The sequence below is a fragment of the Mesorhizobium sp. LCM 4576 genome (assembly GCF_001854815.1).
Lineage (GTDB): Bacteria > Pseudomonadota > Alphaproteobacteria > Rhizobiales > Rhizobiaceae > Mesorhizobium > Mesorhizobium plurifarium.
Genome location: NZ_MDDT01000029.1, coordinates 1 through 17,892, shown reverse-complemented (window position 1 = coordinate 17,892; position 17,892 = coordinate 1). Strand labels below are relative to the sequence as shown.

The following is a 17,892-nucleotide window of genomic DNA, read 5'->3' as shown; positions in this document are numbered from 1 at the left end:
TGCGAACAGCCCGAAACCGTTATTATGTTGTCTTTCCACCGTGGATGTGTACCGAGTGCTTCAGGAGCTTCGCCGCGAGAGATTAATAGCCGTCTCAAACTCAGCGGTCAAAGCGGTCAACCGGCACAAACTGGTGCGGGCAGGAGATTTTCACGCCGCCTAACCTCACCAAAAACGCGCAGCCGCTATGAGGCAACATKCCCCTCAATTTCCCCCCAAGGTTCGATGAGGAAGTAGCGGCCACGGGAAAAGTTCTCAGGGCAGCTAAACAAGAGGTCTTATTTTGTCCCTTGCCGGAAAAAAAGCCCCGCCGATGGTTCGACGGGGCCGCATTTCTCAGAGCGGTGTGGTTCGGCGAACGCGATCGCGCTMGGCCTCGATGTCAAAGGGCTCTGCCGTGTCGTCGAATCCTGTCCATCCGGCGGACACGTAAGCGCTACGCCTCTCATCGAGGTTGACCGAACGCTCGCCTTGCAGAATGCGCTCAGCTTCGCCGGTAAGCCGATCATCCACCCTGGCAGTCACCAGGCTGCCGCCGCGGCGAACGCCCTCGGCATAGACATGCGCATCGCGCTCTGGAACGCCGGACTCCGTCAGCGCTCCGACAATTCCGCCGGCGGCTCCGCCGACCACGGCGCCGCTCACCGCGCCGACGGCCGTTGCGGCCAGCCAGCCTGCCGCCACGACAGGCCCGACGCCGGGTATGGCCATGATCCCGAGCCCCGTGAGCAGGCCACCCGCGCCGCCGACTAGCGCTCCCAGGCCCGCGCCGGCGGCGGCATCTTCGCCAGCTTCTGAAGTCTCATCGTCCCGATACCAATTGTCGGAATTGTTCGCCACGATGCTGATGTCGTCTCGCGGCACGCCAATGGCTTCCAATTGGCGCACGGCGCCCAAGGCGTCCTGATAATCATCGAAAAGTCCGGTGACAGTCGTCATTTTTCACTCCATCTCGTGAGTTCGGTTATTGAGCGCCGGCAACCACGTTGCCTTTGAAATCGAGTGCGACGGCTACCTGCTTTCCGTCCTTCTCGGCGGTGCCGCGCCAGATGCCCTGGTCGTCCTTCGTCAGCCCGCTGACATTGGCGAAACCGGCATCCTGGATCCGCGATTTCGCCTGTGCTTCAGTGAAGCTGTTGGCTCCAGGCACTGGGGCGGAAGCGTTCTGGTCTGTGCCTGTCGCCGCCGGCGCGGTGCTGGTGGTTGCCATATTGTCGGTTTTGCCGGAGGCGATCTTTTCGATCATCTCCTTGTGCATCTTGAGCGTCGGCAACGTCTGCTGGGCAAATGCCTTGAGATCCGCATTGTCGCCGTCGGCCGCATAGTCCTGGAACAGCTTGACTGCGTCGGCGTGCGCTTCCTGCTGCATCTTCACGTAGGACTGGTCGGCCGAACCGTTCGACGACTTCAACGCCTCGAGGTCGCTCTTGTGCTTGGCGTCCGTCTCCGCCGGAACCTGAAGTTTCTGCTCGCCGGCGATAGACTGCAGCTTGGCGTTGGCCGGGCCGTGATCGGTAATCATTTTCTGGGCAAAGTCGTTGGCGTCCTGGTCCTTTGCCTTGCCCTGGACGATCTTGCTGGACTCGACCTCGAAGATCCCGCCTTCCGCGGCCTTGTTGACGAAATCCTGCGCCGTTTCGGCACTGAGCGCCGGATGGGCAAAACCCAGTCCGACGGCTGTGCAGAGCGCAGCCGACAACAAATGAAATTTCATGGATATCCTCCAATGCACAGAATTGTGCCTAGAGGCAAACCGAGCGGCGCAGCGTTTGTTCCAACGGCAGTCCGATTTCGCGGCGCACGCCGGCTCGAGCTGCGCGCCTGCGAAGAAGTGTCTCGGCGAGAGTAGTGCCGGCAGTTGAGGCGCCCTATCTGCCGGAGGACTCGGATGCCGACGTTAAGGCGGCCGCGGCGAGCAGCGTCTCGACGCTCCACGAGCGAATGGACCGCGTCATCGAGGGCGATAAGATGGTGCGCAAAGGCACGCCGGGGATGTAGCGCCGTCCGAGGAACAGCCTGTGCGTTCCTGTGGCCAGAACTTGACAACCCCTGGTCGCCGCTGGCAAAAATCTTCACGTTTCCGTGATCAAAGGGGGTGCAATTGAAGAAGACCTACGAGAAGCCTGTCCTTGTCCGCAAGGCAAAGCTGTCGGCTATTGTCGCGGGGCCATCGGTCCCCCCGCCGCCGTCCTCTGATTAAGCGTTCGCCGATTGACTATGAAAGCCCGCTGGCTTCGGCCGGCGGGTTTTTTATTTGCCGCACTGAGTTAAGCAAGGCAGCGACTACCTCCCTCGGCGCTTCGCCGCCTACAAAATGCCGCACCAGGTCATCTGCGCATTTTTCCCATTCCTCCGGCGGGATGCGGTCGTCTGCAATCGACCGTCGAAACGCCTGGCGGATCACGTCGAATTCAAAAGCGGAAATGAAATTAGCTGAGTGTCTGTTCACGGGGCTTTCTCCACGAAGTGGCGAAAGCACCTGAGTTGACTTTCAAGCGTCCGTATGCCGGGGGGGACGGACGACTTTTCGACAGTACGCCTCGACGGGCTCGGGAGCTACCACATTTGTTGGATGGGTTCTTTTTATTTCTGCCACGCGTTCATTCGAGCAAGATAGCTTTGCTTGGGCCCATGCCGAGGGCCAGCGCTTGCGGCTTGGCGTCGACGAGGTGATACGCCTCTAGGCTGCGCCCCTTCTTTGCGAACCAGCGGGACGCAATAACCGTAAGCCCCGCCAGCCGCAGTCACATCTCCGGTTGTGAGCGGCGTCTTCCGCTTCGGCGGCACACGGTGCGTGACCAGCCTGAGAGTGTCGGCATTAACTGTGACAGGCGCACCAAGATTGACCGTGACCTTGCATTGATCGGCCCGGCGCTGCCGCATTCGCTGCTTGAGATTGCCGCGCAAACAAAAAGCCCCGGACAAATCTGCCGGGGCTTCTAGGAGGTCCGCCAAAAAATTAGAACTTGTAGTTCAGACCGACGCGAACGGTGTGGAAGGGGACTTTGACCACGGCATCTGGCCCTGGCCCCGGGAGATCGAACGTCGTTTTACCCAAGTCTGTGTACAGATACTCGGATTTGAGCGACCAATTGCTGGTGATGGCGTATTCGGCGCCCGCGCCAACGGTCCAGCCAACCTTGGTCTTCGAAAAGCTAGGTCCGCCGAGCCCGGATATRTCGAGCTTTTCGTGACCGTAGGCCAAGCCGCCAGTGCCATAGACCAGGAAGCGATCGACGGGCGTATAGCCGATGCGAGCACGCAGCGTGCCGAACCAATCAACCTTTGTCTCCACAGAGGCGCCGCCGGTCGATAGCTCGCCCTTGACGTCGGAACCCTGGRAGTCGGCTTCCACGCCGTAGACGAATTGGCCAACCTGCCAGTTGTAACCGGCCTGGATGCCGCCCAGGAAACCACTTGAGCTGAGGTCGAAACCACCAGGGCCGCCATCAGAAGGATCAATGCTAAACGTGCCGAAACCGCCGCCTGCGTTCACGCCGATATATGCGCCGGTCCAATCATAGGAAGCAGCAACCGGTGCCTCCTGCAAAGCATCGGCCGCGTAGGCGGTGCCGGTCGCGAGAACGAGAGYGGTTGCAAGAAGAATCTGTTTCACGGAATAGCCCCTTTGTGCCATTGCTTAGCTCAATTGTACGCCCACGAAGCGTCTTCACCTGAGTGYGGATAGCGTTGCTGCCGAACCCCGTCAATTGTCAACGCCGACAAGTTCGAGTGCGTGGATATTGTTCGGAAGATGYGTGGAAGCCACACTTTCGCCTTAGCTAAAATGTTGCTGTGGCAGCCAGGAAGCTGCGACGGGCTTTTCTTTAGGCGTGTCCTAAAGTTGTTAATGCCGCACGGCCGAAAGYGGCTCACAGTGTAAGCCTGCCCGCGCGGTGCGCGCTGGGCAAGGGCCCGGCCTGCCTTGCCTAATCCCCTCTAGACGTCTCCAGGCCGGGCATCGTCTTGCCAGAACAATCTTGGGACCGAACGTCGTGGGCCCGCTTTTGCGCTTCGGCAGCTGCTATATCGATCAAATATGTGAGGAACGGCTCGCCGGAAGCGCTAGTCCTCCGGCGGATCTCCGTCAGCATGGACTGCGCAAACTCCAAGTTCTCAAGCGTTGTGGGTTGATCCAACTGGCCCTCCCATAAATAACGGCTGARGCGAGTTTATTAGCTGAAGCTTGCGCGAGAATTAATCCTTAGCACTCGCGTTGTCGCCATACCGTGCCAGCACCTCCTGAAGCGCATCAACCGCTGCATCGGTCACGATGACATCCGCCTCGACGACGAACTCGCGACTGTGYCAGCCGATGTAGTCGGGTACGATCTGAAACTGAAAACCGGGTAACGCCGCGCGAAGGTCCTTACTCAGTTCCTCAACCAGCTTGGGAATGACCGCGCACATGCGCGGCGGCACGACGATCATGCTGCTGGCCTGCCGGCGAGATGTCATTTCCGCCTTTCGAAAGAACGGGCGGCCAGCTAAGGGCTCGGGGGAGGCAGCTGACAGCCCAGGGGGCTTGGAAGCGTCGGAAAATGGAACTGCCCGGTGATTTTAACCTGCATAAGGGGCCCGCGAGGAGGCGAAGCCGACGCYGCGGAACAAAGAAAGCCAAATCCTGTCCAGGATTTGAACCTAAGACCGACGCTGGAGGCTGCGGCGAGCGAGACTTCGGGTAGGTAAGTCAGCGGTCGGGGGTTACTTGCGGAAGCTTACGGAACAATACGGGAGCGTCCGGGATTCAGCCCGCAAAAACGCAATGGAATCAGCTTTCTTACTACATCCTCCGGGTCTGCCAAATTCTCGACGCCGTCTCTCCGGTCATTGAGCACCTCGCAAGGAACATAGCCACATACGTGGTAGTGATACCTTGAAGCCAGGGGGACGCCGTTGCAGCAACCGCCGGCCAAGATGTGCTACCATTTGTGCTACCTATTGTGATACAACATCGTTGGCAAAGAACAAAAAAGTAAGTAAAAACAACAGCATTTCAATGTGGCGATCCCAGCMAAYTGAACCACGAGAAGTTCTTTACGTCTGTGGCCTTGGYGCATTTAAACCGCACCCGCGGGGCCGGGGCGATATGACGAGAAGGCCTACTAGGTTCGTGGCTCCGCGCGTAATCGAGCGATAAGGCGCTGTTGCCCGGAATACCGACCTTGACAACGTCAGTTGAGCCTATCGCGAGCCCAAGTGGTGATCCCGRCAGGAATCGAATGCGACCTACAGATTAGGAATAAGAAGGTGGCTCACTTCGGGTTCTTATCCGGTTGCCAGACCGCGCCAAATCACACGAAGCACATGGATTGGCGAACCGCCCGCAAACTATTGACTTTCTTTGGTAAAGGTCATCCCTCAGCGAATAACATAATCGTTATTTGCCAATGGACTACGAAGAAGTTCGCCAAAGTTGATTCAAGAAGCTGATCCAGCTAGTCGCCGACCGTGTTTATCTTCTACGGGAACGGCAGCTTTCCACCTCATATCGGATGTTGAGTTCAGCGGCAGTCTGAAAGCAGTCATTGGTAGCAACATCACGGAAGTTGGTCCGCTTCGGCGTTAGTTCGACATGAGCCGATTGAGCCAAACCTCATCCAACAGCGAACGGGTAACTCCGCCGAACACCCATTCCCGCACGCGGCTGTGTCCGTAGGCGCCTGACACGACCAACTCCGCCTTGACCGAGGCGAGGAAATCAATGAGACGGCTACCTTCATCATCGTCCGTTCTGATGACTTGGGTCCGCGCCTTGATGCCGTGCCCGGCGAGGAAGCTAGCGACGTCCTTGACTCCGTCTCCAATCCAWTCACCCGGATTGGGATCAACCGCCACCACGATGACTTCATTGGCCATGGCCATCAGCGGCACTGCATCTGCCACGGCGCGCCTTGCCTCGCGCGTGTCCTTCCAGGCGACGACGACTCTGCCAAGCGRCAAACTCGCCGCGCCACGAGCGGCGACCAGCACGGGTCTACCGACGCGCAGCACCAAACTGCCCGGATCGGCCATACGGTAGCCGTCACCCGTGGATGCGCCCAAGGAGGCGCCCGTGACGACGAGGTCGGCAAGAAGAGAAGCTCTGACGAGGGCATGATCCGGATTCTCGACCGTGTCACGCCATTCCGCCTTGACCGTTCCGGCGAGCTCGTTGAATTTGGAGTGCTGATCATTCAGCCTTTGCCGGATTTCGTTCCTCGACTGCTCCCAAAGCTCAGCAGCAATCGCCGCACCCTCGGGCGCCGTCGTCACCGGCAGCGGGGCGTCCGCGGCGCAGAAGCCAATCAGCTTTGCATCGAAACGTTTGGCAAGATCGATGYCGATCCGCATCAGCGGTTCGATTGAACCGTCAATGCCTAGGTTCAAGAGAATGGATCTGTAGCTCATCGGGCGCTTCCGGTTCGAGAGTTTCGGTGCACCGAAGCTAGTTTTGCAGAAACATCTCACCTTGATGTCGATCAAAATGGCGCCGAAGTGGTAACCGGCTTCCGACAAAGACATGCGCAAAACAAAAACCAAAAGCGCACGGAGCGAATCTGAAAGATCGCGACACGCTTTACGGAATGCGGGATTGGAAATGGACCGACTCGCCATCCACAACGAAGTTGCCATTTCCGACGTGATGGATCGTCTTCGGTTTCGGTTGAACCGGGTCGACCCAGGCTTTCAGGACCTCAAGGACGAACAGGTTACATCTGTTCACCAGGCGTGTATCGATGGCCCGGCATTCGAGATTGGCGTAGCACTCGGCGATCAGGGGAGCCGAAACTCGCTCGGCGGGAAGGGGCGTCAGCCAAGCTGTCGCGAACTTGTCAGTGTCGCGTCCGGAGCAGTTTCCAACCTTGACGACTTTTTCCGCGAGGCCAATGGCAGGGATCGCGACTACGCATTCCTTCGTTTGACGCAAGGCGAAGAAGGAGAAGTCGTCGCTCGATACGACGCAGGCGATTGTCGGCGGCGCGATCCCCGTCATCATGTGCCAGGACATGGTCATGACGTTCGCGCGACCCTGTTTTGACCTGGTTGTCAGGAGGACAACGGGACCGGGCTCGATCAGCCGATAGACTTCGGCAAGCGGCAGTTCCTTCATCGCAGTCCTCGTTTCTGCTCTTCGCAAGACAGTTGTTTCAGCGATGTCGTGCCAGCCAATGCCCTTCCTCGCCTTGATCGAGGTCAAAGTCGGAAGGCGGGGACGAGAAGGGAAGCCAAGAGGTCGATGCTGGTTTGCGCCTGGCGGCCGATTGATCGGGATCAATGCATGCCGGAATCGACCTTGCGATGTTAGATCAGAGCCACACGAGGATCAGTTCATGTCCGCTGAAGGCATTCTCTTTTGGGGCGTCCTGCTTTGCCTCGCTTGGATCGCCGGGGTCGGCATCTATTTCGAAACGGCGTCTTCCAAGAAACGCAAGCTCGATGCGGTGAGCCATGGCTTCGGCCGCCGCTCAAGGCCGCGCCACCCGAAGATCAGGCGTTGACGTTAAAGCCRAACACCGAAGCCGGACACCAAGGAACGTTATGATGAGTTGGAATGTAGAAGAATTCAACGCGCCGGATCTGCTGCCGTTCGTGAAGGCAGGGCAGAAACTATCGCATGCCGCTGTGGCGCTGCAGATGCAGTCTACCGGTGCACTGTTCAGTTTGCAGATAGAAGCAGCATCCTTTCTCAGCCGGCGGTTTTGGGATGATCTGAGGCTGATCGAAACGCTGATGAGGCGGGACGAATTCGCTGATGCTTACGATGTGTTCGTCAACTTTTTCCAGAACGCCACGTCGGACTATACCGGCGAGGTCGCCAGGCTTGCGTTCCTGGGCGCCGGATTCGCTTCGGAAACGGYGGGCCGAGCTCGAGAAGAGGCCGAAGCCACGATCGAAGACATGCGGGCAGCCACCCTCGCTCCTTAGCCTGATGCGACCAAGCAGGACCCTGTCGATGATGCGATCCAGGCCAGCGCTTTCGATCCTACTGCTTATGTTCGCACTCGGTGTTGCATCGTCGGCCTGTGCTGGCGAAGACACGCAGATCGTTCGTGGAAAAAGACTGGTCGAGAAAAACTGTGTTCGCTGTCACGCGGTCGGTCCGGGTGGCCAGAGCACCCATCCCGACGCCCCGCCATTCCGATTGCTGCACCTGCGGTACCCGATCGAAGATCTTCAGGAAGCTCTGGCCGAGGGAATATCCACCGGACATCCGGACATGCCCGAGTTCGTGGCGTCTCCCGATCAGATCGTCGCGATTATCAGCTATATTAAAAGCCTGGGGCGATGATGTCGGTCGATRATTAGCGCCGCACTCGAGGATTATGCCAAAAGGATCAATGGCAGCCTCCTTGTCATGGGCGGATGGGGCCATTCTCGCCTCCGAGACTTTGTACTCGGTGGGGCAACCGAGGGAATACTATCGGATCTGCGCTTGCCGGTGCTGATGTCGCACTAGGCGCGGGCGACGTCGCGATCACCGAAGGGGTAGAAGGGCAGGAGCATTCGCGATGAGTCGAATTGGCAGTTTCCTGCTGGTCACGGTCATCGCCATGGCGACCACGATTGGCGTGGCTTTCTTGCTCTACCGGAACGAGCTTGGTCGTCTGCGCCATGCCGTCGGCCAAGGCAGTCTGGTCGCCAACCTCGACATTGGCCCGATCGAATATGCCGACAGCGGCGCGGGTTTTCCGCTGCTGTCGGTCCACGGCGCCGGCGGCGGTTTTGACGTTGGACTCGTCCTTGCCGCCGATCYTGCAGGTGGAGGCTTCCGGGTCATCGCRCCGTCGCGCTTCGGCTATCTGCGCACGCCMGTTCCCAGAGACGCCTCTCCAGCCGCGCAGGGCGACGCGCACGCGGCGCTGCTTTCYAGATTGAACGTCCCCAAAGCGGTGGTTGTCGGCGTTTCGGCCGGCGCTCGTTCGGCGGTCGAGCTGGCACTGCGGCACCCTGACAAGGTTGCCGCTCTCGTCCTGATCGTCCCAGCGCTTTACTCGCCCACTAGCCCCGTCTCGATCAATGTGAGTCTAGGYAACAGGATCGCTTTCTGGGCCGTCAATGTCGGCGGCGATTTTGCATGGTGGGCCGCCGAGACCGCCGCACCGTCGATACTCATTCGCTTTCTCGGTGTTCGGCCGGCGCTGGTATCGGTCGCGCCMCAGGCCGAGAGGGAACGCGTTATGAGCTTCGTCAGGAGCGTCGAGCCGCTGTCGCTGCGTTTTCCCGGAATCAAGATCGACAGCGTCCCCGAGCTGCACGAACTGCCGTTGAAAGAAATCACTGCGCCGACAATGGTCATCTCCGCGCGCGATGACCTGTTTAACACGCTGCCRGCAGCGGAATTCGCGTCTGGCAAGATCACCGGTGCAAAGCTGATCGTCTATGACACCGGTGGACATCTGTTGGTTGGACACGCTCAGCAGGTTCGCGAAGCAATCCGAGGGTTTCTGGAGGGAGCGGGCGTGCGTCCGTGATCCGATAGGCCGTAGCTCAGCATCGGCATCAGGAACCGGATACCGTGCCTTTTCCTCGCTCCGGCTGTGAGGATGAGTTCCGAACGAGGCTAGGGCTCAAACCAGGTGCCTTGACGCCGTTTGAYGATCTCCGCCGCGTCCTCGAGCCSGCCGATCGCTGCGGGATTGCCCGTCGCCTGCACGAACGCGTTCGCGGCACTGATCTTGGGTCCCATCGAGCCGGCGGCGAAATTCTTCCCCGAAAGCTCCGTTGCCCCGACATTGCGCAGTGCGCGGGCATCCGGCGTGCCGTAGCCTGCATAGACTGCATCCACATCCGTGAGCATCAAGAGCATGTCGGCCTTCATCTGGCGCGCCAGCAGCGAGCTGGCCAGATCCTTGTCGATGACGGCTTCGACACCGACCATACTGCCATCTTCGCGCGCGACAACCGGAACGCCACCACCACCGGTGCAGATGACGATGACATCGTGCTCTACGAGGAAGGAAATAACGGATGCTTCCAGAATCTCGATCGGACGGGGCGAGGGCACGACCCGGCGCCATATATTGCCATCGAGCGCTATGGCCCAGTGGCGTTCTCTTCCGAGCCGCCGGGCTGTCGTTTCGTCATAAACCGGGCCGATCGGCTTTGTCGGACGCAAAAAGGCACGATCGTTCGGATCGACCTTCWCCTGCGTCAGCAGTGTCGCGTACAGTCGCTGAGAGGCGAGGTTGGCGAGCTCCTGCTCGATCATGTAGCCGATCATGCCTGCGCTCTCGGCACCCAGAACGTCGAGCGGGAAAGCCCCATCCGATGAGGCAGCCGACTGGAGCGCAAGCAAGCCGACCTGCGGACCGTTGCCATGCGTAATGACGAGCGAATGGCCTTCGTCAATCAGCGCGGCGAGGGCGGACGCCGCTCGCTTGACGTTGTTGCGCTGGTTTTCCGCCGTCATGGGTTCACCGCGCCGCAACAGCGCATTCCCGCCGAGGGCGACGACGATCAGCATGTCAGTTGCCGATCGTCGCGACGAGCAGCGCCTTGATCGTATGCATGCGGTTCTCCGCCTGGTCGAAGACGATCGAGGCGTCGGACTCGAACACCTCGTCAGTCACCTCCATGCAGTCGATGCCGAATTCGCGCGCGATATAGGCGCCGACTTCGGTTTCTGTGTCGTGGAATGCCGGCAGGCAGTGCATGAACTTGATATGCGGATTGGCGCTGGCCGCCATCACTTCTTTCGTCACCCGATAGGGCTTCAGCAGACGGATGCGTTCCGGCCAGCCGGACTTGTCTTCGCCCATCGACATCCAGACGTCGGTATAGATGAAGTCGGCATCCTGCACGCAGCCCTTGATGTCTTCATCGAGCCGGAAGCGGCCTCCGCTGCGCTCGGCGAGTTTCTTCACATGGTCACAGAATTCCTGGTCGGGCCAGAGTTCCTTCGGCGAGGCGATGCGCATGTCCATGCCGACCTTCGCGGCTCCCAATGCCAGCGATTGGGCGACATTGTCGCGTCCCTCGCCGACGAACGCGACGGTCATGTCCGACAGATGCTTGTGCGTGAACTCGCGCATCGTCATGAAATCGGCGAGGATCTGGGTCGGGTGCGCTTCATCCGTCAGGCCGTTGTAGACGGGCACGCCGGCATGCGTTGCCAGCATTTCGGCCTGATGCTGGGCAAAGCCGCGATATTCGATGGCGTCATACATGCGGCCGAGCACGCGGGCGGTGTCMTTCATCGACTCCTTGTGCCCGATATGGCTGCCGGAAGGACCGAAATAGGTCACATGGGCGCCCTGATCATAGGCCGCCACCTCGAAGCCTGTCCGTGTGCGTGTCGAATCCTTTTCGAAAATGAGGGCGATGTTCTTGCGAACCAGGCGCGGTATCTCATGCCCAGCCTGCTTGGCGGCCTTCAGATCGGCGGCCAACTTCAGAAGGAAACGGATTTCTTCGGCCGAAAGGTCATCCAGTGAAAGCACCGAGCGGCCATGCAGGTTGATCGACATTGGATATCCTTTCAGATCGGGTCGCGTGCAATGGGGCAGGTCATGCAATGACCGCCGCCGCGGCCGCGGCTGAGCTCGGCGCCCTCGACGGTGATCACCTCGATGCCGGCGCGCCGCAGAAGCGTGTTGGTGTAGACATTGCGGTCATAGCCGATAACGACTCCCGGCTCGACCGCGACGACGTTGTTGCCGTCGTCCCATTGCTCGCGCTCGGCCTCGTAGCGGTCGCCGCCGGTGGCGATGATGCGCAGCGATTTCAGGCCGAGCGCTTCCGCCACGACCTTTGTGAAGGGGGTGTTCTCTTCCCTGACCTCGACCGCCGCATCGCCGTCTCCGGGCCGGATCGAGAAGGTGCGCAGCCTGTCGACGACGGGCGGATACATGGTGGCAAGGTCCCGGTCGCAGAAGGTGAAGACGGTGTCGAGATGCATGAAGGAGCGGTCGCGTGGCATCAGCGCCGCGATCACGTGCGTGGCTTCGCCGGCTGCGAACAGGCTGCGGGCGAGATCGCCCACCGCTTGCGGCGTCGTGCGCTCTCCCATTCCGACGAGAACGACGCCTCCGCCGATGGGCATGACGTCGCCGCCTTCCAGACTGATACCTGTTCCTGCCTGCGGCGATACGAATGGCACGCCGCTGTCCCGGAAATGCGGGTGGAAGCGGTAGACCGCCTCGACATTGGCCGCTTCCGGTCGCCTGGCAGGCCAGTACATGGGATTCACGGAGACGGAGCGGTAGATCCAGCAGGAACTGTCGCGGGTGAAGAGCTGGTTCGGTAGCGGTGGCAACACGAAGTCCTGGGGCGCGAGCGTTTTCCCAGTCAAACCCTTGGGTTCGAACGGCAGCTCCGCGCGGGCGATGCCGCCAACGAGACAGGTTGCCAGCAGGCCGGCCGACATTTCGTTCAGCCAGCCTCGCATCTCGTCGACCATGTCGAGGCCAACAACGCCGGCGTGCACCCGGCGATCGAGGAGCCAGTCGCGGGCCTTGCCGATCCCCATGGTCTCGGCGAGGAGCTCGCCGAAGGAATGAACCACCACGGCGCGCTCACGCAAGGCATCGACGAAGACGTCGTGCTCCTGGCGCGCCCGCTTCACCCACAGCACGTCGTCGAACAGTAGCGACTTGCAGTTGTCCGGGGTCAGTCTGCGCAGGCTGAGGTCCGGCCTGTGGACCATCACCTCGCGCAGGCGACCGACTTCCGAATGAACCCCCAGATTCCCCATGAGACGGCCCTCAAAGCGCGCTGACGGCGCCGGTCCACATCTCGTAGACGGCAAGGATTGCGACTGCGACAAGCGCGACGGCGATGACGGCCTCCACGGGGTGGAAAGCGCGCTGATTGGCCTCGCGGCGGGCCCAGACATAGAAGATGATGCCCGGTGCATAGAGGATCGCGCWCATGAACAGATACGCAGGTCCCGCCGCATAGACGAGCCAGAGCCCGTAGATCGTTGCCAGCACGCCAGCGAAGAGCGGGCCGGAACGCCGCTCGCCGCTCTCGTAGCTCTCCCCGGTCAATGCAAGTTTCGCGGCAAGGGCGCCCGAGAAGATGTAGGGGACGAGAATTGCCGCCGAGGCGATGTAGAAAAGCGCCTGGTAGGTGCTCTGGGCAAAGAGTGTGATCACCAGGAACGCCTGGACCAGCAGGTTGGTGATGAGCAGGGAGGTCGAGGGGACACCGCGTTCGCTCTCGCGGCCGAAGAACCTCGGCATCGTTCCGTCCTTRCCGGCGACATGCGGGATCTCAGCGGCGAGCAGGGTCCAGCTCAGGAAGGCTCCGACGACCGAGACGACGAGCGCAAGATTGATGAGCACGGCGCCCCAAGGCCCGACAACCGCCTCCAGCACGCCCGCCATGGACGGGTTCTTGAGGGCGGCCAGCTCGGGCTGACTCAAGATGCCGAGCGAAAGCAGCGAGACCAGCGCATAGAGCGCGAGGCAGGTGAAGAAGCCGAGCACCGTCGCGGTGGCGATGTCCTTGCGCCGTTCTGCACGGGCTGAGAACACGCTGGCGCCTTCGATGCCGATGAAGACCCACAGCGTCACCAGCATCGTGCTCTTTACCTGAGYGGCGATCGTACCAAGCGAAGCGTTGCCGAGCCCCGTGAAGTCGAGCGACCAGACGTTGAGCTTGAAGGCGACCGCGACAACCCCAACGAAAAGGACCACCGGGGCAATCTTGGCCACGGTCACGATCGTGTTGACGATTGCAGCCTGGCGAATGCCTCCAAGAACGAGGAAATGAATGATCCACAAAAGGATGGATGCGCCAAGCACCGCCTGCCAGGTGTTCCCGTCTCCGAAGGCGGGGAAGAAATAGGACAACGCGCTGAAGACGATTACGGCGTAGGACACATTGCCGACCCATGCGCTGATCCAATAGCCCCAGGCGCTGTTGAAGCCGATGAAGGGGCCGAAGCCGGCTTTGGCATAAGCGTAGGGGCCGGCATCGAGTTCGGGCCGGCGCACCGCCAGCGACTGGTAGACGAATACCAGCGCGAGCATGCCGACGGCCGTGACCGTCCAGCCGATCAGGATAGCAAGCGGGCCGGCGCCGGCCGCCATGTTCTGGGGCAGGYTGAACACGCCCGAGCCCACCATGGAGCCAATGACGAGTGCCGTAAGCGATCCCAGCCTCAATTTCATCGATGCTGTGGTCGCGGCTTCCCGGACAGGGACATTGATGTCTGTCGTGGCCATAGGGCCCTCCCACCTTGAATGATAGGAGCAGTTCAACAGGAATGGGGCTTGCCAGCCTTGACGCCGGTCAAATCTGAATTGGCGCCGGAGCCGACCGCAAATCGCGCTCCCCTAGAGGAACCGCATGACGCAATAGCCCGCAGTCGCGGCGATCAAGGTCATGCCGGCCACTGGCAGCCAGAATTTCACCGGCCCTGCCGACATCGCCAGGCACAGGCGGCCAATGGCGTTGGCCGTCAGCGCGGTCAGCACGGCTTGCCCGATGGTTTCGATGGAAACCGAGTGCTTGGCCAGCCGCAGGGCGCTGAGCACCGAGGCATCGACATCAAATGCACCCGCAACAGCGGAACTCGCCAGCAGACCTTGTTCCTGAAACCGGGAGRCCAATGCGGCGCTTGCGGTGGAGGCGAATGCGAACAGCAGCGCAAATATCGTCAGCGGCATCAGCTCGAACGGATTTCGCGATGGGGCAGGGCTGTCCTGTTTCTGACCCGCAATCGCCAATGCGGTTGCTCCGCAGGCTGCAAATGCGACCGCARCAAAAAGTGCTGGTATGGCGATGAATGCTGCGACGTCCGGCGCCAGCAGCAGGACCACGAGACAGACACGCAGGACCGAGACCATCGCGGCCAGCGAGGCCGCCCCTGACAGGGATAAGGAATTGTTCGACGCGCTGGCAGTGCGAGCCAGTGACAGGGTGACAGCAGTTGATGACACCACAGCGCCGGCAAGCGCGCTGACAATCAGACCACGAGCAGTTCCGAGGATGCGCACGGCGACGTAGCCAGCGAAAGAAATCGAGGCCATCAGCACGGTGAGCAGCCAAATCTCCCGCGGATTAAAACCGCCCCAGGGGTCATAGGCCCGGTCAGGCAGCAGGGGCAGGACTATGGCGGTCATCGCTGCCAGGACCAATGCCGAGCGAAGCTCAATCCAAGTGAGGCGCTTCAAAAGGCCATGCAGGATTTCGCGGCTGGCAAGGAGTGCCGCCAGCGCCGCGCCGCCTGCGGCTGCAACGCGGAAATCGCCTGCTACGCACAGGGCTCCAAGCACAAAGACAGYCAAGCCGGCAATGACCGTCGTGACGCTGAAATCCTCGTCATGCGCGGCTTCACGCGCCTTGTACCATGCAAGGATGCCGGCAAATGCGAGGAAGCCGGCGATCAATACGGAAATCGCGTTGAGGGCTTGCTCCAACGCCGCGATGATGCCGCCGAGAAGCCCCGCAATGCCGAACGTCCGGATGCCCGCCGTGCGGCTATGGGCAGCCGCGTCGCGCTCCTGCCAACCGCGCTCCAGGCCGACGAGCAACCCAATCGCCAAAGCGACGCCAAGTTGAAGGATGAGCGCGTCCATGTGGGCTTGCCCTTGACCGGATTGCGGATGCGTCCGCCGGATGTCGACCTGCGGCGTTGCAGCCTGCCTTGCGCACGGCGCACCACGCCTCAGTCAAGTCTCCATCGCCTCGCGGCCCGAAACTTCCGCGATAAATATCCTGAAGAATACATGCGGGCGATGCTCGGCGACCGAGGATGTTGCCGGTTTGAGCGCGCCAGGCTCCCACCAGTCGGTGTGCCTGCTCAGCAACGACCAAGCGTGATCGAGCTGCACCTTGTGTCCGATCCGATCTGGAAGCTCCTCGTAACGGCCATTGACGACGACGCTCTTCCAACCTCGGTTCGTGCCATGCTCGTCGACTTGCACCGAGACGAGCGGGTTGGCGCGCATCCAGTCGATCTTCTTGCCCGGCATGGAGAAGGCATAAAGATGATTGTCGGCATGGGCATAGTAGAATGGCACGATATAGGGTTGCCCGTCCTTTGCGCAGGCCAGGCGGCCGACCCTGTTGGCCGTCAGAAGTTTCGTACATTCCAGAGTGGAAAGCGTGCGGATCTCCATGGCTAAAACTCCTAAGTGCCGGCTTCATGCCGTGATTTGCTTGCGGCGTTTGTGCCGGAGCTTCTTCTTTCGAAAGCAGGGTGGCGATCCTGGCGAAGCTGGGCCATGACATCGAGCACATCATTGTCGGAAAGCTGCGGAAAGTTGCCATAGTAATAGCTGAGCGCCCGGAAGCGCGCTGGCTGGTTGAGACAGATGGTCAAATCCGCTTCTTGTGCAAGTTCGTCCACTGTTTCCGGTGGCGCGACGGGGAGCGCCACGATGATCTTTCGGGGAGAACGTCGCTTCAACGCCCGGATGGCCACCTTCATCGTCGTCCCGGTTGCCGCCCCGTCGTCAACGACAATCACTGTTTTGCCGGCCACCGACYGGGGCGGCTCCTTGCCGCGATATAATGCCCGCCGCCGCTCCAATTCCGGCCGTTCCTGCGCGATCAAAACACGAAGGGCGCCATCATCGAGAGCATAGGCCTCCACGATCTCACGGTTAAGAACGACGTCCGGCGGATCGCYGTCCACGATGGCGGCCACGGCAAGTTCTGGATTTCCTGGCGCTCCGACTTTGCGAACGATGACCAGATCCATGGGTGCCTGGAGAACCTTGGCCACTTCGGCCGCTATAGGAACGCCGCCGCGCGGCAAGGCGAGTACAATTGGATCCTTCAGCTGAAGCGCCTCCAACGAAGCTCCGAGCTTCTGCCCCGCCTCCTGCCGATCGCGAAACATCGGTCATCCCTCCGGCCAGAGTTGACGCAGCGACTTCTTCATCGAGTTCCGGACCTGGACGATTTCGCCGTGGGAAATGTGACGGTCGAGCAGTCGGAACACAACTGCAATAGCCTTATCGACGTCGATCTCCGGCTCATAACCGAAGCTCTTCCTGACGCTGATGACGAAGTCGCGCTTCTTGCGCTCACACACGGAGCCGGGTGGGTTCCACCCCTCAAAATAGATTCCACGGATCAAGGTGGGCAATTGTGCCGACAGATCCGCCGTTTCCTGTGGCGAGAGCCAGTCGCGCAAAGTGTGCAGGACTGCCTTCAACAGCCGGAACGCACTTTGTTCGTTCCAATCCAGGTCCTTGGCAAGCTCGTTTACCCATTGCTGCGCTTGATCGGCAGCATGCGTGATTGAGGTGTGCGAAACAGAGTGTATCATGGCTGGCATCCCTGAACGTGGTTTCCTTTTTTCCTCCTTTGGAAGCCCCGCGCATTGCGTCGGATCAAAGTTCGACGTCCTCGATTTCAGCCGCCCGCCGCCGCCGTGAGCAGCGGAATGATCCGGTCGGTCTTGGCGACGGCGGGACGGCCTGAGCTGGCATAGGGGATGCCCAGCGCATCCCAGGTCTCGACCAGCGCGTCCTGCAATTCGGCGATCAGCGCATCCGAATGGAACGGCGTTGGCGTGATGCGCAGCCGCTCGGTGCCGCGCGGCACCGTCGGATAGTTGATCGGCTGGATGTAGATGCCGTGCACGCCGAGCAGGCGGTCGCTGGCCATCTTGCAAAGCTCGGGATCGCCGACCAGCACCGGCACGATATGGGTGGCCGATTCCATCACCGGCAGGCCGGCGGCGGCAAGAACCTCTTTGGTCCTGGCTGCCTGGCGCTGCTGCGCGTCGCGCTCGGCCTGCGAGCGCTTGAGGTGGCGGATGGAGGCGGTGGTGGCGGCGGCGATGGCCGGCGGCAGCGCGGTGGTGAAGATGAAGCCCGGCGCATAGGAGCGAACCGCATCGATCACCGCGCTCGTTCCCGTGATGTAGCCGCCAAGCGTGCCGAAGGCCTTGGCCAAGGTGCCCTGGATGATGTCGATGCGGTCGGCCAGTCCCTCGCGCTCGGTGAT

21 protein-coding genes and 1 pseudogene are annotated in these 17,892 nt (G+C 60.7%); 6 read left to right on the top strand and 16 right to left on the bottom strand.

What is annotated here, in order from left to right:
* Positions 1 to 336: 336 nt before the first annotated feature.
* Entirely contained in the window at positions 337 to 939 is a 603-nt protein-coding gene (locus LCM4576_RS18835) for a general stress protein (RefSeq protein WP_071033770.1), read from the bottom strand.
* A gap of 25 nt (positions 940 to 964) precedes the next feature.
* Positions 965 to 1,714, bottom strand: a complete 750-nt coding sequence (locus LCM4576_RS18830; RefSeq protein WP_041011668.1) for a DUF4142 domain-containing protein — start codon at positions 1,712 to 1,714, stop codon at positions 965 to 967.
* A gap of 134 nt (positions 1,715 to 1,848) precedes the next feature.
* Between LCM4576_RS18830 and LCM4576_RS36545 the strand changes: the two genes are divergently transcribed.
* Positions 1,849 to 1,998 (top strand): hypothetical protein, encoded by a 150-nt coding sequence (locus LCM4576_RS36545; protein WP_157900487.1) that lies wholly within the window; start codon positions 1,849 to 1,851, stop codon positions 1,996 to 1,998.
* 217 nt (positions 1,999 to 2,215) lie between these two features.
* Here LCM4576_RS36545 and LCM4576_RS36330 read toward each other — a convergent pair whose 3' ends face one another.
* The 5 genes from LCM4576_RS36330 to LCM4576_RS18805 form a co-directional block, all read right to left on the bottom strand.
* A complete protein-coding gene (locus tag LCM4576_RS36330) occupies positions 2,216 to 2,449 on the bottom strand; it encodes a hypothetical protein (RefSeq protein WP_131803265.1) in 234 nt (77 codons plus the stop codon).
* Between the two features lie 510 nt (positions 2,450 to 2,959).
* Entirely contained in the window at positions 2,960 to 3,616 is a 657-nt protein-coding gene (locus tag LCM4576_RS18825) for an outer membrane protein (protein ID WP_071033841.1), read from the bottom strand.
* Between the two features lie 581 nt (positions 3,617 to 4,197).
* Positions 4,198 to 4,431: a hypothetical protein gene (locus tag LCM4576_RS18815; protein ID WP_071033769.1), complete on the bottom strand. Its 234-nt coding sequence runs from the start codon at positions 4,429 to 4,431 to the stop codon at positions 4,198 to 4,200.
* 1,134 nt (positions 4,432 to 5,565) lie between these two features.
* A complete protein-coding gene (locus LCM4576_RS18810; protein ID WP_071033839.1) occupies positions 5,566 to 6,390 on the bottom strand; it encodes a universal stress protein in 825 nt (274 codons plus the stop codon).
* A gap of 169 nt (positions 6,391 to 6,559) precedes the next feature.
* Positions 6,560 to 7,093, bottom strand: coding sequence for a flavin reductase family protein (locus LCM4576_RS18805; RefSeq protein ID WP_071033767.1), 534 nt, complete (start codon positions 7,091 to 7,093; stop codon positions 6,560 to 6,562).
* A gap of 220 nt (positions 7,094 to 7,313) precedes the next feature.
* On the opposite strand from LCM4576_RS18805, the gene LCM4576_RS36540 reads away from it, so the two are divergent.
* From LCM4576_RS36540 to LCM4576_RS18790, 5 genes and pseudogenes are all read left to right on the top strand, one after another.
* On the top strand, positions 7,314 to 7,481 hold the full coding sequence (locus tag LCM4576_RS36540; RefSeq protein ID WP_157900488.1) for a hypothetical protein: 168 nt from the start codon (positions 7,314 to 7,316) through the stop codon (positions 7,479 to 7,481).
* A 43-nt stretch (positions 7,482 to 7,524) separates the two neighbouring features.
* Entirely contained in the window at positions 7,525 to 7,908 is a 384-nt protein-coding gene (locus LCM4576_RS18800; protein WP_071033837.1) for a hypothetical protein, read from the top strand.
* Positions 7,909 to 7,975: 67 nt separating this feature from the next.
* Positions 7,976 to 8,272: a cytochrome c gene (locus LCM4576_RS18795; protein WP_244508393.1), complete on the top strand. Its 297-nt coding sequence runs from the start codon at positions 7,976 to 7,978 to the stop codon at positions 8,270 to 8,272.
* A 12-nt stretch (positions 8,273 to 8,284) separates the two neighbouring features.
* Positions 8,285 to 8,440: pseudogene (locus tag LCM4576_RS34880) on the top strand (universal stress protein); the annotation flags it as partial.
* 52 nt (positions 8,441 to 8,492) lie between these two features.
* Positions 8,493 to 9,455, top strand: coding sequence for an alpha/beta fold hydrolase (locus LCM4576_RS18790; protein WP_071033765.1), 963 nt, complete (start codon positions 8,493 to 8,495; stop codon positions 9,453 to 9,455).
* A gap of 89 nt (positions 9,456 to 9,544) precedes the next feature.
* Here LCM4576_RS18790 and arcC read toward each other — a convergent pair whose 3' ends face one another.
* The 9 genes from arcC to LCM4576_RS18745 form a co-directional block, all read right to left on the bottom strand.
* Entirely contained in the window at positions 9,545 to 10,447 is a 903-nt protein-coding gene (gene arcC / locus LCM4576_RS18785) for a carbamate kinase (protein ID WP_071033763.1), read from the bottom strand.
* A gap of 1 nt (position 10,448) precedes the next feature.
* Positions 10,449 to 11,450 carry an ornithine carbamoyltransferase gene (argF, locus tag LCM4576_RS18780; RefSeq protein ID WP_071033762.1) on the bottom strand — a complete coding sequence of 334 codons (1,002 nt, stop codon included), beginning with the start codon at positions 11,448 to 11,450 and terminating at the stop codon, positions 10,449 to 10,451.
* Positions 11,451 to 11,461: 11 nt separating this feature from the next.
* Positions 11,462 to 12,676: an arginine deiminase gene (locus tag LCM4576_RS18775; RefSeq protein WP_071033760.1), complete on the bottom strand. Its 1,215-nt coding sequence runs from the start codon at positions 12,674 to 12,676 to the stop codon at positions 11,462 to 11,464.
* A 10-nt stretch (positions 12,677 to 12,686) separates the two neighbouring features.
* Positions 12,687 to 14,153: an arginine-ornithine antiporter gene (gene arcD, locus LCM4576_RS18770; RefSeq protein WP_071033758.1), complete on the bottom strand. Its 1,467-nt coding sequence runs from the start codon at positions 14,151 to 14,153 to the stop codon at positions 12,687 to 12,689.
* A 111-nt stretch (positions 14,154 to 14,264) separates the two neighbouring features.
* The gene (locus LCM4576_RS18765) at positions 14,265 to 15,509 is read right to left on the bottom strand and encodes an MgtC/SapB family protein (RefSeq protein WP_071033756.1); all 1,245 of its coding nucleotides are present in this window, start codon (positions 15,507 to 15,509) and stop codon (positions 14,265 to 14,267) included.
* A 93-nt stretch (positions 15,510 to 15,602) separates the two neighbouring features.
* Positions 15,603 to 16,052, bottom strand: a complete 450-nt coding sequence (locus LCM4576_RS18760; protein ID WP_041011680.1) for a pyridoxamine 5'-phosphate oxidase family protein — start codon at positions 16,050 to 16,052, stop codon at positions 15,603 to 15,605.
* A gap of 11 nt (positions 16,053 to 16,063) precedes the next feature.
* Positions 16,064 to 16,777 carry a phosphoribosyltransferase gene (locus tag LCM4576_RS18755; RefSeq protein WP_071033754.1) on the bottom strand — a complete coding sequence of 238 codons (714 nt, stop codon included), beginning with the start codon at positions 16,775 to 16,777 and terminating at the stop codon, positions 16,064 to 16,066.
* A 3-nt stretch (positions 16,778 to 16,780) separates the two neighbouring features.
* On the bottom strand, positions 16,781 to 17,209 hold the full coding sequence (locus LCM4576_RS18750) for a DUF2267 domain-containing protein (protein WP_071033833.1): 429 nt from the start codon (positions 17,207 to 17,209) through the stop codon (positions 16,781 to 16,783).
* Between the two features lie 86 nt (positions 17,210 to 17,295).
* The coding region (locus LCM4576_RS18745; RefSeq protein ID WP_116390120.1) for an aminotransferase class I/II-fold pyridoxal phosphate-dependent enzyme at positions 17,296 to 17,892 on the bottom strand (597 nt) is incomplete at its 5' end.